This window comes from Nonomuraea sp. NPDC001636, assembly GCF_040298265.1.
Classification (GTDB): Bacteria; Actinomycetota; Actinomycetes; order Streptosporangiales; family Streptosporangiaceae; genus Nonomuraea.
Map to the genome: position 1 here is coordinate 160238 of NZ_JBEOZT010000024.1, position 21776 is coordinate 182013.

Genomic DNA, 21776 nt, shown 5'->3' on the forward strand with positions numbered 1-21776 from the left:
GACCACATGCAAACCGGCGGCGGAATCCTGCGCCAGCCGATGTCCGTCTGGGCCACCGCGTTCGCCGCGGTCGTGGCCTTCATGGGCATCGGCCTCGTCGACCCCATCCTGCCCTCCATCGCCCAAGGGCTGCACGCCACGCCCAGCCAGGTGTCCCTGCTGTTCACCAGCTACTTCCTGGTCACCGCCGTGGCCATGCTGATCACCGGCTGGGTCTCCAGCCGCATCGGCGGCAAGCGCACGCTGCTGGCCGGGCTGGCGCTGGTCGTGGTGTTCGCCGCGCTGGCCGGCACCTCCGGCAGCGTCGCCGAGCTCGTCGGCTTCCGCGCCGGCTGGGGCCTCGGCAACGCCCTGTTCGTGGCCACCGCGCTGGCCGTCATCGTCGGCGCGGCCAGCGGCGGCGCGGAGTCGGCCATCATCCTGTACGAGGCCGCGCTCGGGCTCGGCATCTCCGCCGGCCCACTGGTCGGCGCGCTGCTCGGCGACTGGAACTGGCGGGCGCCGTTCTTCGGCACCGCCACGCTGATGGCCGCCGGTTTCGTGCTGATCGCCACCCTGCTCAGGACGGGGCCGAGGCCCGCGGTCAAGACCAGGCTCAGCGCCCCCATCCGGGCCCTGGCCCACGGCGGGCTGTCCACGACCGCCTTCACCGCCCTGTTCTACAACTTCGCCTTCTTCACGATCCTCGCCTTCACCCCGTTCATCCTGCACATGTCGCCGTACGGCATCGGCGCGGTGTTCTTCGGCTGGGGCGTCTGCGTGGCGCTGGCCTCGGTGTTCGGCGCGCCGCCGCTGCAGCGCAGGATCGGCTCGGTGAACGTGCTGCACCTGGCCCTGGGCCTGCTCGCGCTCTTCCAGGTCGGCATCGCCGTGTCGGGGACGGCCGGGGCGCACGCCGGGATCATCGTGTTCACCGTCCTGTCCGGCATCCCGATCGGGCTGAACAACACCGTCTTCACCGAGTCGGCCATGGAGGTCTCCGACGCCCCGAGGCCCGTCGCCTCGGCCGGGTACAACTTCGTGCGCTGGATGGGCGGCGCGCTGGCGCCGTTCGTCGCGACCAAGCTCGGCGAGGAGATCGGCATCGCCGTCCCCTACGTCGTCGGGGCCGCCTGCTGCGCGATCGGCATGGCCTTCCTGTACGCCCGCCGCCACCACCTGAGCGCCCTGGCCCGCGTGGACGCCGTCCAGGCCGCCGCCTGACCGCGCTTTTACGCCAGAGTGCTCTGGTAGGAAGATGCCGGGCCATCATGGTGTTGAATTGTCGGAAACCGGACCTTAACGGAAGGATCGCTGTGCCCACGATCGGTGTACTCGCTCTCCAGGGAGACGTGCGCGAGCATGCGCGCATGCTCCAGGAGGCCGGCGCGTCGGCCGTCGCCGTGCGCCGCCCGGCCGAGCTCGACGCGGTCGACGGCCTGGTGATCCCCGGCGGCGAGTCGACCACCATGTGGAAGCTCGCCGACACCTTCGACATGCTGGAACCGCTGCGGATGCGGATCAAGGAGGGCCTGCCCGCCTACGGCTCCTGCGCCGGCATGATCATGCTGGCCGATCGCATCGAGGACGGCATCGAGGGCCAGCAGACCGTCGGCGGCATCGACATGGTGGTCAGGCGCAACGCCTTCGGCCGCCAGGTGGACTCGTTCGAGTCGGACCTGGACTTCGCGGGCGAACGCGTACACGCTGTGTTCATCCGTGCTCCGTGGGTGGAATCGATCGGCACTGACGTTCAGGTGCTGGGCACGGCCGAGCCTGGGGATAGGATCGTCGCGGTCCGTCAAGGGCCGTTGCTCGCGACCTCGTTCCACCCCGAGCTGACCGGGGACACGCGCGTGCACCGTTACTTCGTAGACATGGTGAGGGAGCTCTAGGTAATGTCCGGCCACTCCAAATGGGCGACGACGAAGCACAAGAAGGCCGCGCTCGACGCCAAGCGCGGCAAGCTGTTCGCGAAGCTCATCAAGAACATCGAGGTGGCGGCACGGACCGGTGGCCCTGACCCGGACGCCAACCCCACCCTCTTCGACGCCATCTTCAAGGCCAAGAAGAACTCCGTGCCCAACGACAACATCGAGCGGGCGCGCAAGCGCGGCGGCGGCCTGGAGGCCGGCGGCGCCGACTGGCAGACCATCATGTACGAGGGCTACGCGCCCGGCGGCGTCGCGGTGCTCATCGAGTGCCTCACCGACAACCGCAACCGCGCCGCCTCCGAGGTCCGCGTCGCGCTGACCCGCAACGGCGGCTCGCTGGCCGACCCGGGCTCGGTGTCGTACATGTTCAACCGCAAGGGCGTCGTGATCGTGCCCAAGAACGGCCTCGACGAGGACACCGTCCTGATGGCCGTGCTCGACGCGGGCGCCGAAGAGGTCAACGACATGGGCGACTCCTTCGAGGTCGTCTCCGAGGCCGGCGACCTCGTGCCGGTCCGCAAGGCGCTCCAGGAGGCCGGCATCGACTACGACTCGGCCGAGTCGAGCTTCCTGCCGACGATGAGCGTGCCGCTCGACGAGGAGGGCGCCAAGAAGGTGTTCCGCCTGATCGACGCGCTGGAGGACAGCGACGACGTCCAGAACGTCTACGCCAACTTCGACGTCTCCGACGACGTCCTGGCCGCCCTCGACTGATCCCGCGCCACCGAGGGCCCGGGGGCGCGCCCCCCGGGCCCTCACTCTTTCCCGGGGCCGGTTTCCGCCCGTGACCTGGCACTTGCCGGGCTCGCGGGTGTTCGACACCAAATGCCCACCCGGCCGTTACGCGTGCGCCCGCGCCCCGACGCGGCTAGGGTCGGGCGACGTGAATTCCCCCATCCCACCGACCCCGGTCCCCGTGCCCCCGGCCGCCCGGCCCCCTGCGTCCTACCGCGCGCTGGGCTGGCTGCTGGCCGTGCCCGCGCTGCTCGGCACCCTGATCACGCTGGTCCTGCCGACGGTCCAGACGATCGTGCTCAGCCTGCACAGCGGCGGCGTGCTGCAGCCGAGCAGGTTCGTGGGCCTGGACAACTACGGCAAGGTACTGGGCGGGGAGGAGTTCTGGCGGGCGCTCGGGTTCACGCTCTCGCTGACCGTGGGGCCGCTGCTGGTGGCCGTGGTCGTGGGGCCGCTGCTCGCCCTGGCGCTCGACCGGGGCGGCCCGCCGCTGCGGCGCGCGGGCCTGGTCGTGTCGTCGCTGGCGATCGTCACGTTCTCGCCGATCGGCGTGGCGGCGGCCTGGCTGCGGGGGGCGTCGCCCGACGGTCCGGGCATCGCCACGCTGGCCGAGGGCCTGCGCGACCCCGCCACGGCCCCGGGGACGCTGCGGCTCGTCGTCGTGGCCGCCACCTTCGGGGTGGTGTGCGCGCTGGCGCTGACGGCGTTCCTGCCCGCGCTGCGCGGCGGCACCGCCGGGCGCGCCACGGTCGTGGTGGGGGTGCTGGTGGCGCTGGCGACCGTCGCCGTGGGGGCGCAGGCGTTCTCGATCGGCATGGCGCTCACCCGGGGCGGCCCTGAGCGCGCCACACAGACCCTCGCGGGCCTCCAGTACGACTTCGCCTTCAGAATGGCCCAGTTCGGCCCTGGGGCGGCCGTCGCGGCCCTGACGGGCGTGCTTCTCGGCCTGCTCGGCATCGCCGCGGTGGTCGTCGCGGTGGCCGCCCGCCTCCGGGTCACCGTGCTCCCGAAGCGGGATCGGCGTGGAGCGTTCCCCGGCTCGGAGTCCGGGCGGGCGCGGGCTGGCAGCGGCGTCGTCGCCGGGGCCGTCGCGCTGGCGCTGGTGGTGGCCGTCGGGCTGGTCTGCGCCTGGCCGTGGATCTCCGGCGTGCTCGCGGGCGGCGACGGCGCCGCGTCCGGCGGGCTGCGCGCGCAGGTCAACACCTGGGTCCCCGCGGTGGCCGGCGCGCTGGTGTCGGTCGGCGTGGCCTACCTGGCCGCCCTCGGCATCGGCGGCCTGCGTCCCCTGGGCGCGCGCAGCGAGTGGCTGCTGCTGCCGTTCGCCCCCTGGCTGTTCGTCGGCACCGGCCCCCTCGGCGTGGCCGACTGGCAGAACATGCGCAACCTGCGCCTCGTGGACACCTTCTTCGCCCTGTTCCCGCCGCTGCTGGTGAGCGTCCCGGCGCTGCTGGTGCTGACGCTGCTGTGCAAGGGGCTGGCCGAGCGGAACGACAGGGACTTCTTCGGCGGCGTGCTGCTGCCGTCCCTGCCGATGGCGGGCGTGCTGGCCGGCGCCGTCACGCTGGTCAACGCCCAGGACGTGCTCTGGCCGCTGCTCGTGGCCCAGAGCCCGGAGCTGTTCACCGTGCCCGTCGCGCAGATGGGCCGGCTCGGCGGCTTCCACGGCGTCCCCGACGTCGGCGCGAGCACCCCGCTGCTCGTCGTCGTGGTCGCGCTGGCCGCCGTCGTGGCCGCCCAGCTGCGGTACCTGGACAGGCTCGCCGTTAGCGTAAACGGATCGCGACCCGCCCGCACCAGCCCGTAGGTTGAGTGGTTGTGGAAATTCGCGATCTCACTCCCGACGACCTCGACGACGTTCTCGACCTGCGTAAACGTTCCTTCGGCCCGATCTCCGGCGCGGAGGCCGAGCGGTGGCGCCGCACCGTGACGCCCACGCTCGGCGAGGGCCGCTACCTGGGCGCGTTCGAGGGCGGCAGGCTCGCCGCCTCGGCCCGGCTGCGCGGCTTCACCCAATGGTGGTACGGCCGCCCGCAGCCTATGGCCGGCGTCGCGGGGGTCACCGTCAACCCGGAGGATCGCGGCCACGGCGTCGGCACCGCCGTCATGCGCGCCGTCATCGACCGCGCCGCCGCCCACGGCGACGCCGTCTCGGCGCTCTACCCGGCCACCACGCCCCTGTACCGCTCGCTCGGCTACGAGCACGCCGGAGCCCGGCACATGATCACGCTGCCCGCCGAGTCGCTGCGCCGCATCAGGCCGTCCGGCGAGGTCAAGCTGCGCAGGATGGGCCCCGGCGACGCCGCCGAGGTCGTCTCCCTGCTCCACCGCACGCACGAGGCGGCCCGCTCCAGCGGCCCCGTCGCCTGGGACGAGAACGCCTGGCGCGTCTGGCTGTCCAACGAGGACGACTTCCTCTACCTGGCCCCCGACGGCTACCTCGTCTACCGCTGGAACGGCGACGACATGCACGTCGAGAACCTGGTCGCCGGGTCGGGGGAGACGGCCAGGGCGCTGTGGTCGATGGTGGGCAGTTCGTCGTCCATCGCCAGGAAGGTCACCGCGCCGGTCGCCCCCGACGACCCGGTGCTGTGGCTGCTCGGCGAGCGCTCCACCGACCATGTCACGCAGGTGCGCTGGATGTTCAGGGTGCTCGACGTGGCCGCGGCCGTGGCGCGCAGGGGCTTCCCCGCCGCCGTCACGGGCGGGGCCGTGGTCTCCGTGGACGACCCGCTGCGCGGCGGCGGCTCCTTCCGGCTGGAGTTCTCCGGCGGCTCCGGCACGGCCGTCCCGGCCGCCACGGCAGGCGGCGGCGGCGCGGCGCTGAGCGTGGGCGGCTTCTCCGCCCTGTACGCGGGCGTGCCCACCGCGACGCTGCGCAGGACCGGCCTGATGTCCGGCGACGACCGGCACGACGAGCTGCTCGACACGGCCTTCGCCGCCAAGCCGTACATGCTCGACTACTTCTGACGGGCCCGCCCGCCGTTCGCGGCGGGCGATTCACGGTGCGCGGCCAGCTCAGCCGGGGTAGAGTCTCGTGCCGAACAGATGTTCGGCGGCGCGGGAGGCAAGCCGGTGCGGGTGATGGGCGTCGATCCGGGGCTGACCCGGTGCGGCCTGGGCGCGGTCGAGGGCCGGCCGGGCGCGCCGCTGTCGCTGGTGGCCGTCGGGGTGGTGCGCACGGGTTCCGACGAGGAGCTCGGCGCCCGGCTGGTCGGCATCGAGGCCGGCATCGAGCGCTGGCTCGACGAGGTCCGTCCCGACGCCGTGGCCGTGGAGCGCGTCTTCGCCCAGCACAACGTCCGCACGGTCATGGGCACCGCGCAGGCGGCCGGGATCGCCGTGCTGTGCGCGGCCCGGCGCGGGCTGCCCGTCGCGCTGCACACGCCCTCGGAGGTCAAGGCCGCCGTCACCGGCAGCGGCACGGCCGACAAGAAGCAGGTCGGCACGATGATCACCCGGCTGCTGCGGCTGGCCGAGATGCCCAAGCCGGCCGACGCCGCCGACGCGCTGGCCCTGGCCATCTGCCACATCTGGCGCGGCGGCGCCCAGCACCGGCTGGCCGAGGCCATGGCCCGCGCCGGCAAGGGGCGCTGACCCGTGCGGCGAGTACTGGCCGACCGTTTCGCAGAGTCCGTGGAGAAGGAGATCGAGTCGTGATCGCGTCGGTGGCGGGCAGGGTGGCGTCGATCGCGCCCGACGGAGCCGTGATCGAGGTCGGGGGCGTCGGCATCCTCGCCCACTGCACCCCCGGCACGCTGGCCACGCTGCGCGTGGGCGAGCAGGCCAGGCTGGCCACCTCGCTGGTGGTGCGCGAGGAGTCGCTGACCCTCTACGGCTTCGCCGGCGACGACGAGCGGGCCGTCTTCGAGATGCTGCAGACGGCCAGCGGCGTCGGCCCCAAGCTGGCGCTTGCGATGCTCGCCGTCCACACGCCCAACGCGCTGCGGGTGGCCGTGGCCGCCGCCGACCTCAAGGCGCTCACGCGGGTGCCGGGCATCGGGCAGAAGGGCGCCCAGCGCATCGTCCTGGAGCTGAAGGACCGGCTCGGCACCCCCGAGGAGGCCGTCAACGCGGCGATCGGCGGGGAGCGGCGCGCCGCCCTGTGGCGCGATCAGGTGCACTCCGGCCTGGTGGGCCTGGGCTATTCCAGCAAAGACGCCGACGAGGCCGTGGCCGGGGTCGCGCCCGAGGCCGAGGCCGACCTCGCCGCCGGGCGCCAGCCGCAGGTGGCCGCGCTGCTGAAGGCCGCGCTCCGGTCGCTCAGCGTACGATGATCATGAAGTTCGGGACGACGCCCCGGCGCGCGGGAAGGAGCGGTGGCCGTGGACTATGAGCGTGAGCTGGTCTCCGCCGACGTCGGCGGCGACGAGCTGCAGATCGAGGCGGCGCTGCGGCCCAAGCGGCTGGGCGAGTTCATCGGCCAGGGCCGGGTGCGCGAGCAGCTGTCCCTGGTGCTGGAGAGCGCCATGCGCCGGCAGCGTCCGCCCGACCACGTGCTGATGAGCGGATCGCCGGGCCTGGGCAAGACCACCCTGGCCATGATCATCGCGGCCGAGCTCAACATGCCGCTCCGCATCACCTCCGGCCCCGCCCTGGAGCGGGCCGGCGACCTCGCCGCCATCCTGTCCACGCTGACGGAGGGCGAGGTGCTGTTCATCGACGAGATCCACCGCATGGCCAGGCCCGCCGAGGAGATGCTCTACCTGGCCATGGAGGACTTCCGGGTCGACATCGTCGTGGGCAAGGGGCCGGGCGCGACCGCGATCCCGCTCGACATCGCGCCGTTCACGCTGGTCGGCGCCACCACGCGGGCCGGGCTGCTGCCGGCGCCGCTGCGCGACCGGTTCGGGTTCACCGCCCACATGGACTTCTACGAGGTCGGCGAGCTGGAGCAGGTGCTCCACCGGTCGGCGCGGCTGCTCGGCGTCGTCCTGCCCGAGGAGGGCGCCCACGAGATCGCCCGGCGGTCGCGCGGCACGCCCCGCATCGCCAACCGGCTGCTGCGCCGCGTCCGCGACTTCGCCGACGTGCGCGCCGACGGCCTGATCGATCGGGACATTGCCTCGGCGGCGCTCAATCTTTACGAAGTCGACGCCGAAGGGCTCGACCGGCTCGACCGGGCGGTGCTCGGGGTGCTGCTGCGCAAGTTCGGCGGCGGTCCCGTCGGTCTCTCCACGCTCGCCGTGGCCGTGGGGGAGGAGCCCGAGACCGTCGAAGTGGTGGCCGAGCCGTTCCTCGTCCGGCAGGGGCTGCTGGCCAGGACCCCGCGCGGCCGGGTCGCGACCGCTTCCGCCTGGACACACCTGGGTATGACACCCCCGCCGGACGCGTTCGGGGCCGCTGTTTCACCGTGATCACGAAACGGTTGCAACCATTTCAAATCGGGAACTTCCCCGCGCGCCGAATCGCTGCCTCGTTGCCGCGTTTCATAACAAGCGCCTACACTCCGTGGCTTGGCTGGCTGTGTAGGCTGACGGGCTGAGCGGCGCGGCCCGAGAGCTACGCAACGGAATTTCCGGCGCGAGGCCGGCGTCAAATTCTTGAACGACTATGGAAGGTCGCCCCTATGGACATGGGACAACTCGGAAGCATCCTGCCGCTGATCCTTCTGGTGGTGGTGTTCTACTTCCTGCTGATCCGTCCGCAGCGCAAGCGCCAGCAGGAAGCGCAGCAGATGCAGAACTCCTTGACCCCGGGCGCCCGCGTCATGACCACGACCGGCCTGTTCGCCACGGTTGTCGCGGTGGACAACGAGGACGTCGTGCTGGAGGTCGCGCCCGGCATCGAGACGCGCTGGGTCAAGGCGGCCATCGGCCGTGTGGTCCAGCCCGGTGACGCTCCGGTGGTGGCCGACGAGCCGGTCGCCACCGACGTGGCCGACGGTGACGCCAAGGAGTCCGACACGACCGTCGAGCCCAACGGCGATCAGGGCTCCAGCAGCAAGCAGTCCTGACTAAGCTCTGCGACAAACCCCTATCTGAGAGAATCGACGACCAGTGGCCCGACCGACCAGCCGCCACAGCCGACCAGGGCGCACGCTCTTGGTGCTGCTGGCGCTCATCCTCGCCCTGGGCGGGACGATGTTCCTGCAGAAGGCGTTCACGCCCAAGCTGGGACTCGACCTCGCCGGCGGAACGACGGTGACGTTGTCACCCGTGACCCAGTCCGGTCAGTCTCCGCCTGAAGAGATCCTCGACCGCGCGGTCAACATCATCCGCGACCGGGTCAACGGCACCGGCATCTCCGACGCGGAGGTCGCCAAGTCCGGCGACAACATCATCATCTCCATCCCGGGCGTCGGACAGAGCGAGGCCATCAAGCTGGTCGCCACCACGGCGGAGCTGCGCTTCCGCCAGGTGCTCGCCATGGAGGCCACGCAGGTCCCGCAGAACCTGAGCACCGAGGCGCCCACGCCGGGCGCCTCGCCCTCCGCCAAGCCGTCCTCGACCGCCAGGCCGTCGGGCAAGCCGTCCGGCACGCAGTCGGCGACCACGCCGAGCGCGTCCCCGACGGGCAAGGCGCTGTCGTCCGCGCTGACCGCGCCGACGCCGGGCGCCACGCCCGAGGCCACGCAGACCGGCCGCGACCAGACGGCCCAGAACGGCCAGAAGCAGAACACCAAGGGCAGGAACGCCACGCCGACTCCGTCGCCGAGCACGCCGCCCACGCAGCCGAACCAGGACCCCAACGCCGGCATCAACACGCAGGGCATCGACCCCGCGGTGCTGCAGCAGTTCCACAAGCTCGACTGCTCCGACCCCAAGAACCGCGGCCAGGGCGTCCAGGACGACCCGAACAAGCAGTACGCGGCCTGCGAGACCGACGGCAGCTACAAGTACGTCCTCGACGTCGCCAAGGTCGTCGGCACCGACATCGACACCGCCTCGGCCGGCGTGCGCCAGGGCACCGTGGAGTGGATCGTCCAGCTCGACTTCAAGAGCAAGGGCGCGGGCGAGTGGAGCAAGCTCACCACCACCGCCTACAACGCCCAGGAGCCGCGCAACAAGGTGGCGGTCGTCCTCGACGGCGTGGTCATCACGGCCCCCAACATCATCAGCCCGATCCCCGGCGGCCGCGCCGAGATCACCGGCGGCTTCGACCAGGTCAGCGCCACCAACCTGGCCGACCAGCTCAAGTACGGCGCCCTCCCGCTGAAGTTCCAGCGCAGCTCGATCGACACCGTGTCCTCGACGCTCGGCGCCGACCAGCTCGAAGGCGGCCTGATCGCCGGCATCATCGGCCTCGGCCTGGTGGTCCTCTACTCGCTGCTGTACTACCGCGGCCTCGGCATCGTCGCGGTGCTGAGCCTCGTCGTGGCCTCGATCCTGACGTACACGGCGGTGGTCGTGCTCGGCCACAACGCCGGCTTCCGGCTCTCGCTGCCGCACATCATCGGCCTGGTGGTCTCGATCGGCATCACCGCCGACTCCTTCATCGTGTACTTCGAACGCATACGTGATGAGATGAAGGAAGGTCGGCGGACGCTTCGCGCGGCCGTCGAGGTGGCCTGGGTCCGTGCCCGGCGCACGATCCTGATCGCCGACGCCGTCATGTTCATCGCCGCCATCGTGCTGTACTTCCTGGCGGTGGGCGGTGTGGCCGGGTTCGCCTTCGCGATGGGCCTGACCACGCTGATCGACATCGTGGTGGTGTTCCTGTTCACCAAGCCGTTCATCGCCCTGCTGGCGAGGCTGAAGTTCTTCGCCAAGGGGCACCCGCTGTCCGGCCTCGACGCGGAGCGCATGAGCACCGAGCCGGCCGCCACGACCACTCCGCAGGAGGCCTGAGATGGGACTGGGGCGTCGCCTCTACCGCGGCGAGATCGATGTCGACTTCGTCGGCAAGTGGAGGCTCTGGTACAGCCTGTCCGGCCTGCTGCTGGCCGTCTCCCTGGCCGGCATCCTGTTCAACGGGCTCAACCTGGGCGTCGAGTTCAAGGGCGGAACGGTCTTCACGTTCCCGGCCAGCAGCGGCACCGTCGAGGAGGTCCGCGAGGACTTCCGCACGCAGGGCGCCCACCAGGTGATCGTGCAGCGGGCGCGCGACAACTGGCGGGTCACCACCGAGACCCTGACGGAGTCGACGCTCAACCAGATGCAGACCACGATCGCCAAGGAGTACAAGGTCCCGGTCAAGGACGTCAGCGTCCAGTCGATCGGCGCCTCCTGGGGCGGTGAGGTCTCCCAGAAGGCCTGGATCGGCCTGGGCGTCTTCATGCTCGCGATCATCCTGTACCTGTCGATGGCGTTCGAGCCGAAGATGGCCTTGTCGGCGATCGTCGCGCTCATCCACGACCTCGTCATCACCGCCGGCGTCTACGCCTGGTCGGGCTTCGAGGTCACGCCGGCGACGCTGCTGGGCTTCCTGACCATCCTCGGTTACTCGCTCTACGACGCGGTCGTGGTGTTCGACATGATCAAGGAGGTCACGGCCAAGCTGGGCACGACCTCCAAGATGACGTACTCGATGGCGGCCAACAACGCGCTCAACCACACGCTGATCCGGTCGCTGAACACCTCGCTGGTCGCGATCCTGCCGGTGGCGGCCATCCTGTTCATCGGCACCACGCTGCTCGGCGCGGGCACGCTGAAGGACCTGTCGCTGGCCCTGTTCGTCGGCATGATCGTCGGCACCTACTCGTCCCTGTGCGTGGCCACGCCGATGCTGGTCACGCTCAAGGAGCGGGAGCCGAAGTACCAGGCCATCGCGCGCCGGCTCGCCTCCACCACCGGCAAGGGGGCGAAGGGTTCCAAAAGCGCAGCCGTAGCGAAGGGCTGAGCCCGGTCCGTGGCTCGTCCCGGCGCCCCCGTCCGTCAGGGCGGGGGCGCCGTCGCGTTCAGGGGGGCCGTGCGGCGCCGGGGGGCCGCGGGGCGCCCCGTGGCCGGGCGGAACCCCGGCGGGCGTCTGAGGCCCCGTCACAGGCCGTCCTGGACGTCGCGCGGTCCGAGGAGGGTCCGGAGTAGGCCATCATGGAGCGCGGCACCCACGAGGAAGGCGATGGAAGCACGATGAGCGAGCTCAGCCAGTTGATCCTGGACCGGATCAGGGACGTCCTCGACTATCCCAAGCCCGGCGTGCTGTTCAAGGACATCACCCCGCTGCTCGGCGACCCCGTCGCGATGGCGGCCGTGGTGGACGAGCTGGCCGGCCTCACCCAGGTGGACAAGATCGTCGGCATCGAGGCCAGGGGCTTCATCCTGGCGGCGCCGGTGGCCTACCGGGCGGCGGCCGGGTTCGTCCCGGTGCGCAAGAAGGGCAAGCTGCCGGCCGCGACGCTGGAGGAGTCCTACGACCTGGAGTACGGCTCGGCCACCATCGAGGTGCACCGCGACGCCTTCGCGCCCGGCGACCGGGTGCTCATCGTCGACGACGTGCTGGCGACCGGCGGCACGGCCAAGGCCACCATCGAGCTCGTCGAGCGGGCGGGCGCGCACGTCGTCGGCATCGCGGTGCTGATGGAGCTGGCTTTTCTCAAGGGGCGCGAGCGCCTGCCGGCCGTCGACCTGCACTCCCTGGTGATCGTCTGAGACGGCCCGAGCGAGTCCGGGTCCTCAGCCTGGATACACTGGGGGGATCTGGACTCGAACGTGAGGAGTCTGAGTGCCCCGTGATGTGGTCGCGCCCGACGTAACCGACGCTGGTAATGCCGACGCGCCCGGCGTTCCTGCGGTGCGTCGACGGCGGTTTGGGGGTGGGGCCATGAATCCGGTGCTGGAGCCGCTGTTCCGCACGGTCCGGGCCACCCATCCCAAGGCCGATCTGCGCCTGATCGAACGCGCCTACGACATGGCCGCCTACCACCACCGCGACCAGAAGCGGAAGTCGGGCGACCCGTACATCACCCACCCGCTCGCCGTGGCGACGATCCTGGCCGAGCTGGGCACCGACGACGAGACGTTGTGCGCCGCGCTGCTGCACGACACCGTCGAGGACACCGCCTACAGCCTCGACGAGCTGCGCTCCGACTTCGGCGACACGATCGGCTCGCTGGTCGACGGCGTCACCAAGCTCGACAAGGTCAAGTTCGGCGACGCGGCGCAGGCCGAGACCGTGCGCAAGATGGTCGTGGCGATGTCGCGCGACATCCGCGTGCTGATCATCAAGCTCGCCGACCGGCTCCACAACATGCGCACCATGCGCTACCTGCCCGAGCACAAGCGCCACCAGAAGTCCCGCGAGACGCTGGAGATCTTCGCGCCGCTGGCCCACCGGCTCGGCATGAACACGATCAAGTGGGAGCTGGAGGACCTCGCGTTCGCCATGCTCTACCCCAAGCGCTACGACGAGATCGCGCGCATGGTGTCCGAGCGCGCGCCGCGGCGCGACCTGTTCCTGCAGGAGGTCATCGAGAAGGTCTCCGGCGACCTGCGCGAGGCCAAGATCCGCGCGGTGGTCAAGGGCCGGCCCAAGCACTACTACTCCGTCTACCAGAAGATGATCGCCCGCGACGTCGCCTTCGACGACATCTACGACCTGGTGGGCATCCGGGTCCTGGTCGACAGCGTGCGCGACTGCTACGCGGCGCTGGGCACGATCCACGCGCGCTGGAACCCGGTCCCCGGCCGGTTCAAGGACTACATCGCGATGCCCAAGTTCAACATGTACCAGTCGCTGCACACCACGGTGATCGGTCCCGAGGGCAAGCCGGTCGAGCTGCAGATCCGCACCCACGCGATGCACCACAGGGCCGAGTACGGCGTGGCCGCCCACTGGAAGTACAAGGAGGAGGTCGGCGCGCCGGGGCCCACCGGCAAGGTCAAGCCGGGCAGCGACATGGCCTGGCTGCGCCAGCTCCTCGACTGGCAGAAGGAGACCTCCGACCCGGGCGAGTTCCTGGAGTCGCTGCGCTTCGACCTGTCGGTCTCCGAGGTCTACGTGTTCACCCCGAAGGGCCAGGTCATCGCCCTGCCCGAGGGCGGCACGCCGGTCGACTTCGCCTACGCCGTCCACACCGAGGTCGGCCATCGCTGCATCGGCGCGCGCGTCAACGGGCGGCTGGTGCCGCTGGAGTCGCGGCTCGGCAACGGCGACACGGTCGAGATCTTCACCTCCAAGTCGCCCGACGCCGGGCCGTCGCGCGACTGGCTGAAGTTCGTCAAGTCCGGCCGGGCCCGCAACAAGATCCGGCAGTGGTTCTCCAAGGAGCGCCGCGAGACCGCGATCGAGGCGGGCAAGGAGGCCATCGGCCGCGCCATGCGCAAGCAGGGCCTGCCGCTGCAGCGCCTGATGTCCGGCGAGGCGCTGCTGGCCCTCGCCCGCGACCTGCGCTACCCCGACGTCTCGGCGCTCTACGCGGCCGTGGGGGAGGGGCACATCGCCGCGCAGGCGGTCGTGCAGAAGCTCGTGGCCTCGATCGGCGGCGTGGAGAGCGCCGAGGAGGACATCGCCGAGACGTCCCTGCCGACCCGGCTGCGCGGCCGTCCGCGCGGCGGCGGCGCGGGCGTGGTCGTGGCGGGCGACGCCGACGTGTGGGTGCGCCTGTCCAAGTGCTGCACGCCGGTGCCCGGCGACGAGATCGTCGGCTTCGTCACCCGCGGCCACGGCGTGTCCGTGCACCGCGCCGACTGCACCAACGTCCAGCAGCTCAGGGAGCAGCCCGACCGGCTGGTCGAGGTGAGCTGGTCGCCCGGCGACGACAGCGTGTTCCTGGTGGCCATCCAGGTCGAGGCCCTCGACCGGCCGCGCCTGCTGTCCGACGTCACGCGCACCCTGTCCGACCAGCACGTCAACATCCTCAGCGCGTCCGTGACGACCTCGCGCGACCGGGTGGCGATCAGCAAGTTCACCTTCGAGATGGGCGATCCGAAGCACCTGGGCCACGTGCTCAAGGCCGTGCGCAGCATCCAGGGCGTCTTCGACGTCTACCGGGTGAGCGGCGCCGGCAGCTGAGTGGCCGGCCGCGGGTCAGCCCTTCAGGTCCGGCAGATTGACCACGATGGCCTCCTGCGTGCTGCGCGCGATCACCACGACGGCCTCCCGCTCGGGGTCGGGGTTCTCCTCGCGGTGCGGGGTGTAGGGCGGCACGTAGACGTAGTCGCCGGGGGCCGCCTCGATGCGCCGCTCGCGGCCGTCCTGGAGGAAGACGAAGCGCGGCGTGCCGCTGACGACGTAGATGGCGGTCTCGGAGGCGCCGTGGTGGTGGTCGGAGGAGCGGGTGGCGGGCGCGACGTGCGTCTGGCCCATCCACAGGGCCGAGGAACCGGCTGTGGCCCCGCTGACGGCGGCCAGCCTGCGCATCCCGGCGCTCTGCGCCGTGTCGCCCGACAGCGCGTCTGAGGCGATGTGACGCAGCGGGAGGTGGAAGGGGTCGCCCTCGGCCCGGTAGCCCTCCCACAGGCGCCCTCCGGCCCGTTCCAGGACGCCTGAGGCCACCGAGGTCAGCAGTGCCGGGTCAGAATGGGCCGCCAGCAGCTCGTCGGCCAGCTCCGGGTCGTGCCCGCGCAGCTCGCGCAGCAGCCACTTGCCGTTGCCCCGCCACCTGCCGCCCACGTCGAGGGCCAGCCTGGCGGTCTCCTGGACCACCTGCCAGCGGATGAACAGCTGCTCGCCGGGGTCGGTCGCGCCGGCCAGGTCGTCGAGCAGGTCGGACAGGGCGTACCGGGCCTGGTCGGCGCGGGCGGCGGCCAGGCCGCCGGGACCTGCGGCCAGCCGGTCGCCGAGCGCCGCCTGGAGGTCGCTGGCCCGGCCGCCGGTGCGGTCGACCAGCACCGCGCCGTCGGCGCACATGCGGGCCACGCCCGGCTTGCGCTCGGCCAGGTCGCGGTCGACGTAGGCGTCGAGGCTGGTCTCGCTGTGGACGTACAGCTCGACGGGCCAGCCGTGCCAGCGCAGGGACTCGCGGTAGGGCACGGCCAGCCCGTCGAGCACCACCACGACGTCGAGGTCGGAGGTGCTGGTGCGGCGCTCGGTGAGCACGCTGCCGCCGACGAAGGCGTACAGGGCGCCGGGGAACAGCTCGTCGACGAGGGCGCGCGCGACGCTGACGGGGTCCATGCCGTCAGCGTAGGACCCCGGCCGCCTTCCGAAGATCGGTTCAGCTGAACTCGGTCAGCGTGCGCTCGGCCTCCTCCAGCCACGAACGCCGGGCGACCAGCGCCTCCTCGGCCTCCTTGACGTCCTTGGCCCGGCCGGCGGCCTGCGCCTTGGACAGCCGCTTCTCCAGCTGCTCGATGGAGGCGCGCAGCTGGTCGACCGTGCTCTGGGCGCGGGCCCTGGCCTCGGGGTTGGATCGCTTCCACTCGGCGTCCTCGGCCTTGCGCACGGCCTCGTCGACCTTGCGCAGCCCGCCTTCGAGCCGGTCGCGCTGCTCGCGCGGCACCGGTCCGGCGGCCTCCCAGCGCTCCAGGACGTGCCGCAGCGCCGCCCTGGCCGTGCGCGCGTCGGTGACCGGGAGGATCTTCTCGGCCTCGGCCAGCAGCTCCTCCTTGACCTCGGCGTTGGCCGCCAGCGAGGCGTCGCGCTCGGCGAAGACCGCCGAACGGGCCTGGAAGAACTGGTCCTGGGCGGCCTTGAAGCGGCCCCACAGCTCGTCCTCGGCCTCGCGCGAGGCGCGCCCGGCGGTCTTCCACTGCTGCATCAGCTCGCGGTAGATCGCCGCGGTCGTGCCCCAGTCGGTGGAGCCGGCCAGGGCCTCGGCCTCGGCGACGATGCGCTCCTTGGCCGAGCGCACGCCCTCGCGCTGCTCGTCCAGGCCCGCGAAGTACTGCTTGCGGCGCTTGGCGAAGGCGGTGCGGGCGGCCGACAGCCGCTTCCACAGCGCGGCCTCGGTGACCCGGTCGATCCGGTCGGCGGCCTTCCACTCCTCCACGAGCTGGCGCAGCCGTTCGCCGCCCGACTTCCAGTGGGTGGTCTCGTCGGCGATGCGCTCGGCCTCGGCGACGATGCGCTCCTTGACCGCCCTGGCCTCGGCGCGCGCCTGGTCGCGGGCGGCCTTGACCTCCTCGCGGCGATGGCCGACCAGCTCGGTCAGCCCGTCGAGGCGGGCCGTCAGCGCCGCCAGGTCGCCCACGGCGTGGGCGTCGGCGACGGCCTCGCGCAGCTTGGCGATGCTCGCCTCGGCCTGCGCGGGCGCCAGGTCGGTGCCCTTGACCCGCTGTTCGAGGAGCTGTACCTGGCCGGACAGCTCGTCGTACTTGCGATGGAAGTAGGCCAGTGCCTCTTCGGGTTCACCGGCCTGCCAGGAGCCGACGGCCCGCTCTCCCTCAGCCGTACGCACGTAGACGGTGCCGTCGTCGTCTACCCGGCCCCACGGGTCGGTGCTCACCGTGTCCTCCCGCACTATCCATCAGACCCTTCGGGACTACTTCGTCCCTAGTTTGTATTACGTCAGCTCTTGCCGGCGATTGTCACGTCTTTGATTTCGAGGGTTTGCTTCGGTGCTCCGGTCCCATCTCCCATGTCAGCGATGACGCCCGCTTTGTTCACCTTGTCCAGGATGTCGAGCCCCTTGGTGATCGTACCCACCGGCGTGTAATCCGGGGTGAGTCCGAGATCGCCGTAAACGAGGAAGAACTGGCTCCCCGTGCTGCCCGGCGCCGACGTCTTCGCCATCGCCACCGTGCCGCGCTTGTACGTGGCCCCCTGGAGGTTCTCCTCGGCCATCACGTAGCCGGGGCCGCCCGCGCCGTCCTGGCTCTTGCCGTCGGCCTTGGCCGTCGGGTCGCCGCACTGCAGCATGGGGAACTTGTCGCTGCCGAGCCGGTGGCACTTGCTGCCGTCGTAGAACTTCTTGCTCGCCAGGAAGGCCAGCGAGTTGGTCGTGCACGGCGCCTTGGCGTTGTCGAGCTCGACCACGATGTCGCCCAGGTTCGTGGCGAGCGTCATCGTCTTCTTGGCCGGCTCGGTCTTGACCTTCGCCGGCGGCATGCCGACATCCTTGACCTGGCCGCCGGCGGCCTCCTTGACGTAGTCGCAGGTGCCGGTCGCCGCGTTGTACGGCTTCGGCCCCGTGCTGGCCGCGGCCGACGCGGTGTCCTGCGGGGCCGAGGCCGAGGGCGAGGCGGACGCCTCGGTCGTCGAGTCGCCGCCGCCGAGCAGCGCGACCGCGGCCACGATGCCGCCCACCACGACCACCACGCCGACCGTGGAGCCGATGATCGCGGTGCGCTTGGCCTTCTGCTCGCGCTCGATGCGGCGCTGCATCTGCCGCTCGTAGTGCTCACGTGCCAGCTGCTTCTGCCGGTCCTTGCCCGTGGCCACCGCTTTGCCTCCCATAGTCAATCAACTGAGGTGGGCGAATCGTATCGGCCAATGGGTAATGATTCGCAGCCCGGCGACCCGCACCGGTACCCTTCGGTTACATTCCCATTGGCTTTTCGACGAGATCACCTGAGGCAGATGCTCATCGCAGGCTTCCCCGCAGGGGCCCTCCAGACCAATTGTTACGTCGTCGCGCCCGCGGCCGGCGAGGAGTGCGTGATCGTCGATCCGGGCCAGGACGCGGCAGAAGGCGTCGACGAGCTGCTGCGCGAGCACCGGCTCAAGCCGGTCGCGGTGCTGCTCACGCACGGCCACCTCGACCACGTGTGGTCGGTCGCCCCCGTCTGCGGCGCGCGCGACGTCCCCGCGTGGATCCACCCCGACGACCGCCACCTGCTGAGCGACCCCTCGGCCGGCTGGGGCGGCGGCGTCTCGCTGTTCGGCGACATCAGGCTGAGCGAGCCCGACGACGTGCGCGAGCTGTCCGACGGCGCCGCGCTCAGCCTGGCGGGCCTCGATCTCGTGGTCGACCACACCCCGGGCCATACCAGGGGGTCGGTGAGCTTCCGGCTGCCCGGCGACGAGATCATGTTCTCGGGCGACCTGCTGTTCGCCGGCTCCATCGGCCGCACCGATCTTCCCGGCGGCGACTACCCGACCATCCTGAACAGCCTGGCCACCAAGTGCCTGCCGCTGCCTGACGATACGGTCGTCCTGCCGGGCCACGGACCACAGACCACGATCGGCCGCGAGCGCGCCACCAACCCTTACCTGAAGGAAGCGGCGCCGCAGGCCGGTCCCACACGAGGGATCTAATGAGCTTCCAAGCACCCAAAGGCACCTTCGACTGGCTGCCGCCCAGCTCCGAGGCCATCCTGGCCGTGCGCGAGGCACTGGCCGCGCCGCTGCGGCAGGCGGGCTACGGCTACGTCGAGACCCCGGTCTTCGAGGACACCGAGCTGTTCAAGCGGGGCGTGGGCGAGTCCACCGACGTGGTGTCGAAGGAGATGTACACCTTCCCCGACAAGGCGGGCAGGTCGCTGACCCTGCGCCCCGAGGGCACCGCCTCGGTCGTGCGCGCCGTGCTCCAGCACAACCTGCACAACGGCCAGCTCCCGGTCAAGCTGTGGTACTCCGGCAGCCAGTTCCGCTACGAGCGTGCCCAGAAGGGCCGCTACCGCCACTTCTGGCAGGTCGGGGCCGAGGCCCTCGGCTCCGAGGACCCGGCGCTCGACGCCGAGCTGATCCTGCTCGGCGTGCGCGGCTTCGCCTCGCTCGGCCTGCGCCAGGTCAGGCTGCTGCTCAACTCGCTCGGCGACCGGAACTGCCGCCCCGCCTACCGGGCCGCGCTCCAGGACTTCCTGCGCGGGCTCGACCTCGACGAGGAGACCAGGGCCCGCATCGACATCAACCCGCTGCGGGTGCTCGACGACAAGCGGCCCGAGGTGCAGGCCCAGCTCACCGGCGCGCCGCTGGTCGTCGACCACCTGTGCGCGGCCTGCAAGGCCTACCACGAGGAGGTCCGCTCGCTGCTGACCGCCTCGGGCGTGGCCTTCGAGGACGACCCCCGGCTGGTGCGCGGGCTCGACTACTACACGCGCACCACGTTCGAGTTCGTGCACGGCGGGCTCGGCTCCCAGTCGGCCGTCGGCGGCGGCGGCCGCTACGACGGGCTCAGCGAGATGCTGGGCGGGCCGCCGTTGCCCAGTGTCGGCTGGGCGCTCGGCGCCGATCGCACGTACCTGGCCATGGAGTCCGAGGGTCTGCTCGGCGAGGCCGCGCCGGGCCGCGTGCAGGTGTACGGTGTCCCGCTGGGCGACGACGCGCGCCGCCGCATGTTCCTGCTCGTCTCCGAGCTGCGCGAGGCGGGCGTCAGCGCCGACATGGCCTTCGGCGGCAAGGGGCTCAAGGGAGCGATGAAGGGCGCCGACAGATCCGGCGCCCGCTTCGCGCTGATCCTGGGCGAGCGAGACCTCGCGGCCGAGGCCGTGCAACTGAAGGACCTGACCACCGCAGAACAGACCCAGGTGCCGCTGGCCCAGGTCGCCGACGTTTTGAAAGGGAAAGTGCAGTGATCCGCACGCATACGGCCGGGTCGCTCCGTGAGGAGCACGCCGGGCAGCAGGTGACGCTCGCAGGATGGGTGGCCCGCCGCCGTGATCACGGCGGCGTGGTCTTCATCGACCTGCGCGACGCCTCCGGCTCGGCGCAGGTGGTCTTCCGCGAGGAGGACCACGCCCACGACCTGCGCGCCGAGTACTGCGTGCAGGTGGTCGGCCAGGTCAGGGTGCGCCCGAAGGGCAACGAGAACCCCGAGCTGCCCACCGGCGCGATCGAGGTCGTGGCCGAGCGGGTCGAGGTGCTGAGCGAGTCCGCGCCGCTGCCGTTCCCCATCGAGGGCAACGTCGGCGTGTCGGAGGAGGCCCGGCTCAAGTACCGCTACCTCGACATCCGCCGCCAGCAGGTCGCCGCCGCCATGCGCACCCGCTCCAAGGCCACCTACCTGGCCAACGAGGTGATGCACGAGCTCGGCTTCGTCTACGTCGAGACCCCGACGCTGACCCGCTCGACCCCCGAGGGCGCGCGCGACTTCCTGGTGCCGGTCCGCCTGCAGCCCGGCAACTGGTACGCCCTGCCGCAGTCGCCCCAGCTGTTCAAGCAGCTCCTGCAGGTCGCCGGCCTGGAGCGCTACTACCAGCTCGCCAAGTGCTACCGCGACGAAGACCTGCGGGCCGACCGCCAGCCCGAGTTCACCCAGATCGACGTCGAGATGTCCTTCGTCGACCAGGAGGACGTCATCGAGGTCGGCGAGAAGCTGGTCGGCCGCCTGTGGCGGGAGATCCTCGGCTACGAGATCCCCATGCCGCTGCCGCGCATGACCTACGCCGACGCCATGGCCCGCTACGGCTCCGACAAGCCCGACCTGCGCTTCGGCCAGGAGCTCGTCGAGATGACCGACTACTTCTCGGCCACCTCCTTCCGCGTCTTCCAGGCCGACTACGTCGGCGCGGTGGTCATGCCGGGCGGCGCCTCGCAGACCCGCAAGGAGCTCGACGGCTGGCAGGAGTGGGCGCGCAGCCGCGGCGCCAAGGGCCTGGCCTACGTGCTGGTCCAGGAGGACGGCACGCTCGGCGGCCCGGTCGCCAAGAACCTGTCGGAGCAGGAGCTGTCCGGCCTGGCCGCCAAGGTCGGCGCCGCCCCCGGTGACGCGATCTTCTTCGCCGCCGGCGCCCGCTCGGCCTCGCGCGACCTGCTGGGCGCGGCCCGCCTGGAGATCGGCCGCCGCTGCGGCCTGATCGACGAGTCGCAGTGGTCGTTCCTGTGGGTGGTCGACGCCCCCATGTTCGAGGAGGACGGCGAGGGCGGCTGGACGGCCGTGCACCACCCGTTCACCGGCCCCAAGCCGGAGTGGGCCGACAACTTCCAGGACCACCCGGCCGAGGCCCTGGCCTACGCCTACGACATGGTCTGCAACGGCATGGAGATCGGCGGCGGCTCGATCCGTATCCACCGGGCCGAGATGCAGCAGCGGGTCTTCGACGTGCTCGGCATCTCCAAGGAGGAGGCCGAGAGCAAGTTCGGCTTCCTGCTTGAGGCGTTCAAGTACGGCCCGCCCCCGCACGGCGGCATCGCCTACGGCTGGGACCGGATCTGCATGCTGCTGTCCGGCGGCGACTCGATCCGCGACGTGATCGCGTTCCCGAAGACCGCCTCCGGCTTCGACCCGCTGACCGGCGCGCCGACGCCGATCACGGCCGACCAGCGCAAGGAGGCGGGCGTCGACGCCCAGCCCAAGTCCGAGTCCTGACACGACGACGGCGGGGGGGCCCCCGCGGCGGGGGGGGGGCCCCCGGGGGGGTGGGGGGGGGGCGCCCCGGGGGGGGGGGGGTTTTTTTTAGGGGGTTTGGGGGGGGGGGGGCGCCCGCGCCC

Annotated in this window: 19 protein-coding genes; 16 read left to right on the forward strand and 3 right to left on the reverse strand. The window is 71.4% G+C overall.

Annotated elements, in window-relative coordinates; translation table 11 throughout:
- Positions 1-6: 6 nt before the first annotated feature.
- The 13 genes from ABT158_RS36370 to ABT158_RS36430 all read left to right on the forward strand — a co-directional run bounded on the left by ABT158_RS36370 (position 7) and on the right by ABT158_RS36430 (position 14537).
- Positions 7-1203, forward strand: a complete 1197-nt coding sequence (locus ABT158_RS36370; protein WP_352361414.1) for an MFS transporter — start codon at positions 7-9, stop codon at positions 1201-1203.
- A gap of 47 nt (positions 1204-1250) precedes the next feature.
- Complete coding sequence (pdxT, locus tag ABT158_RS36375; RefSeq protein WP_352361416.1) at positions 1251-1874, forward strand: pyridoxal 5'-phosphate synthase glutaminase subunit PdxT; 624 nt, start codon at positions 1251-1253, stop codon at positions 1872-1874.
- A 3-nt stretch (positions 1875-1877) separates the two neighbouring features.
- On the forward strand, positions 1878-2627 hold the full coding sequence (locus ABT158_RS36380) for a YebC/PmpR family DNA-binding transcriptional regulator (RefSeq protein ID WP_352322550.1): 750 nt from the start codon (positions 1878-1880) through the stop codon (positions 2625-2627).
- Positions 2628-2796: 169 nt separating this feature from the next.
- On the forward strand, positions 2797-4452 hold the full coding sequence (locus ABT158_RS36385; protein ID WP_352361419.1) for a carbohydrate ABC transporter permease: 1656 nt from the start codon (positions 2797-2799) through the stop codon (positions 4450-4452).
- A gap of 11 nt (positions 4453-4463) precedes the next feature.
- Positions 4464-5615, forward strand: a complete 1152-nt coding sequence (locus ABT158_RS36390; protein ID WP_352361421.1) for a GNAT family N-acetyltransferase — start codon at positions 4464-4466, stop codon at positions 5613-5615.
- A gap of 105 nt (positions 5616-5720) precedes the next feature.
- Positions 5721-6242, forward strand: a complete 522-nt coding sequence (gene ruvC, locus ABT158_RS36395) for a crossover junction endodeoxyribonuclease RuvC (RefSeq protein WP_352361457.1) — start codon at positions 5721-5723, stop codon at positions 6240-6242.
- A gap of 59 nt (positions 6243-6301) precedes the next feature.
- Entirely contained in the window at positions 6302-6922 is a 621-nt protein-coding gene (ruvA, locus tag ABT158_RS36400; protein WP_352361423.1) for a Holliday junction branch migration protein RuvA, read from the forward strand.
- A 48-nt stretch (positions 6923-6970) separates the two neighbouring features.
- Positions 6971-8002: a Holliday junction branch migration DNA helicase RuvB gene (gene ruvB / locus ABT158_RS36405; protein WP_352361425.1), complete on the forward strand. Its 1032-nt coding sequence runs from the start codon at positions 6971-6973 to the stop codon at positions 8000-8002.
- A gap of 218 nt (positions 8003-8220) precedes the next feature.
- Positions 8221-8601 carry a preprotein translocase subunit YajC gene (gene yajC / locus ABT158_RS36410; RefSeq protein ID WP_352361427.1) on the forward strand — a complete coding sequence of 127 codons (381 nt, stop codon included), beginning with the start codon at positions 8221-8223 and terminating at the stop codon, positions 8599-8601.
- 43 nt (positions 8602-8644) lie between these two features.
- Positions 8645-10435, forward strand: a complete 1791-nt coding sequence (gene secD, locus ABT158_RS36415) for a protein translocase subunit SecD (RefSeq protein ID WP_352361429.1) — start codon at positions 8645-8647, stop codon at positions 10433-10435.
- 1 nt (position 10436) lies between these two features.
- Positions 10437-11426, forward strand: coding sequence for a protein translocase subunit SecF (gene secF / locus ABT158_RS36420; protein WP_352361431.1), 990 nt, complete (start codon positions 10437-10439; stop codon positions 11424-11426).
- A gap of 230 nt (positions 11427-11656) precedes the next feature.
- On the forward strand, positions 11657-12175 hold the full coding sequence (locus tag ABT158_RS36425) for an adenine phosphoribosyltransferase (RefSeq protein ID WP_352361433.1): 519 nt from the start codon (positions 11657-11659) through the stop codon (positions 12173-12175).
- Positions 12176-12347: 172 nt separating this feature from the next.
- Positions 12348-14537 (forward strand): RelA/SpoT family protein, encoded by a 2190-nt coding sequence (locus ABT158_RS36430; protein ID WP_352361435.1) that lies wholly within the window; start codon positions 12348-12350, stop codon positions 14535-14537.
- A 15-nt stretch (positions 14538-14552) separates the two neighbouring features.
- Here the strand turns inward: ABT158_RS36430 and ABT158_RS36435 are convergent, their stop codons facing one another.
- The 3 genes from ABT158_RS36435 to ABT158_RS36445 form a co-directional block, all read right to left on the reverse strand.
- Complete coding sequence (locus ABT158_RS36435; RefSeq protein WP_352361437.1) at positions 14553-15641, reverse strand: cupin domain-containing protein; 1089 nt, start codon at positions 15639-15641, stop codon at positions 14553-14555.
- A 40-nt stretch (positions 15642-15681) separates the two neighbouring features.
- Positions 15682-16911, reverse strand: coding sequence for a DUF349 domain-containing protein (locus ABT158_RS36440; protein ID WP_352361439.1), 1230 nt, complete (start codon positions 16909-16911; stop codon positions 15682-15684).
- A 62-nt stretch (positions 16912-16973) separates the two neighbouring features.
- The gene (locus ABT158_RS36445) at positions 16974-17861 is read right to left on the reverse strand and encodes a peptidylprolyl isomerase (RefSeq protein ID WP_352361441.1); all 888 of its coding nucleotides are present in this window, start codon (positions 17859-17861) and stop codon (positions 16974-16976) included.
- 123 nt (positions 17862-17984) lie between these two features.
- On the opposite strand from ABT158_RS36445, the gene ABT158_RS36450 reads away from it, so the two are divergent.
- From ABT158_RS36450 to aspS, 3 genes are read left to right on the forward strand one after another with little or no spacing between them, the layout of a single operon-like run.
- On the forward strand, positions 17985-18662 hold the full coding sequence (locus ABT158_RS36450; RefSeq protein ID WP_352330193.1) for an MBL fold metallo-hydrolase: 678 nt from the start codon (positions 17985-17987) through the stop codon (positions 18660-18662).
- The gene (gene hisS, locus ABT158_RS36455; protein WP_352361443.1) at positions 18662-19921 is read left to right on the forward strand and encodes a histidine--tRNA ligase; all 1260 of its coding nucleotides are present in this window, start codon (positions 18662-18664) and stop codon (positions 19919-19921) included. The genes ABT158_RS36450 and hisS overlap by 1 nt, the downstream gene beginning before the upstream one ends.
- Positions 19918-21654 carry an aspartate--tRNA ligase gene (gene aspS / locus ABT158_RS36460; protein WP_352361445.1) on the forward strand — a complete coding sequence of 579 codons (1737 nt, stop codon included), beginning with the start codon at positions 19918-19920 and terminating at the stop codon, positions 21652-21654. The genes hisS and aspS overlap by 4 nt, the downstream gene beginning before the upstream one ends.
- Positions 21655-21776: the final 122 nt, after the last annotated feature.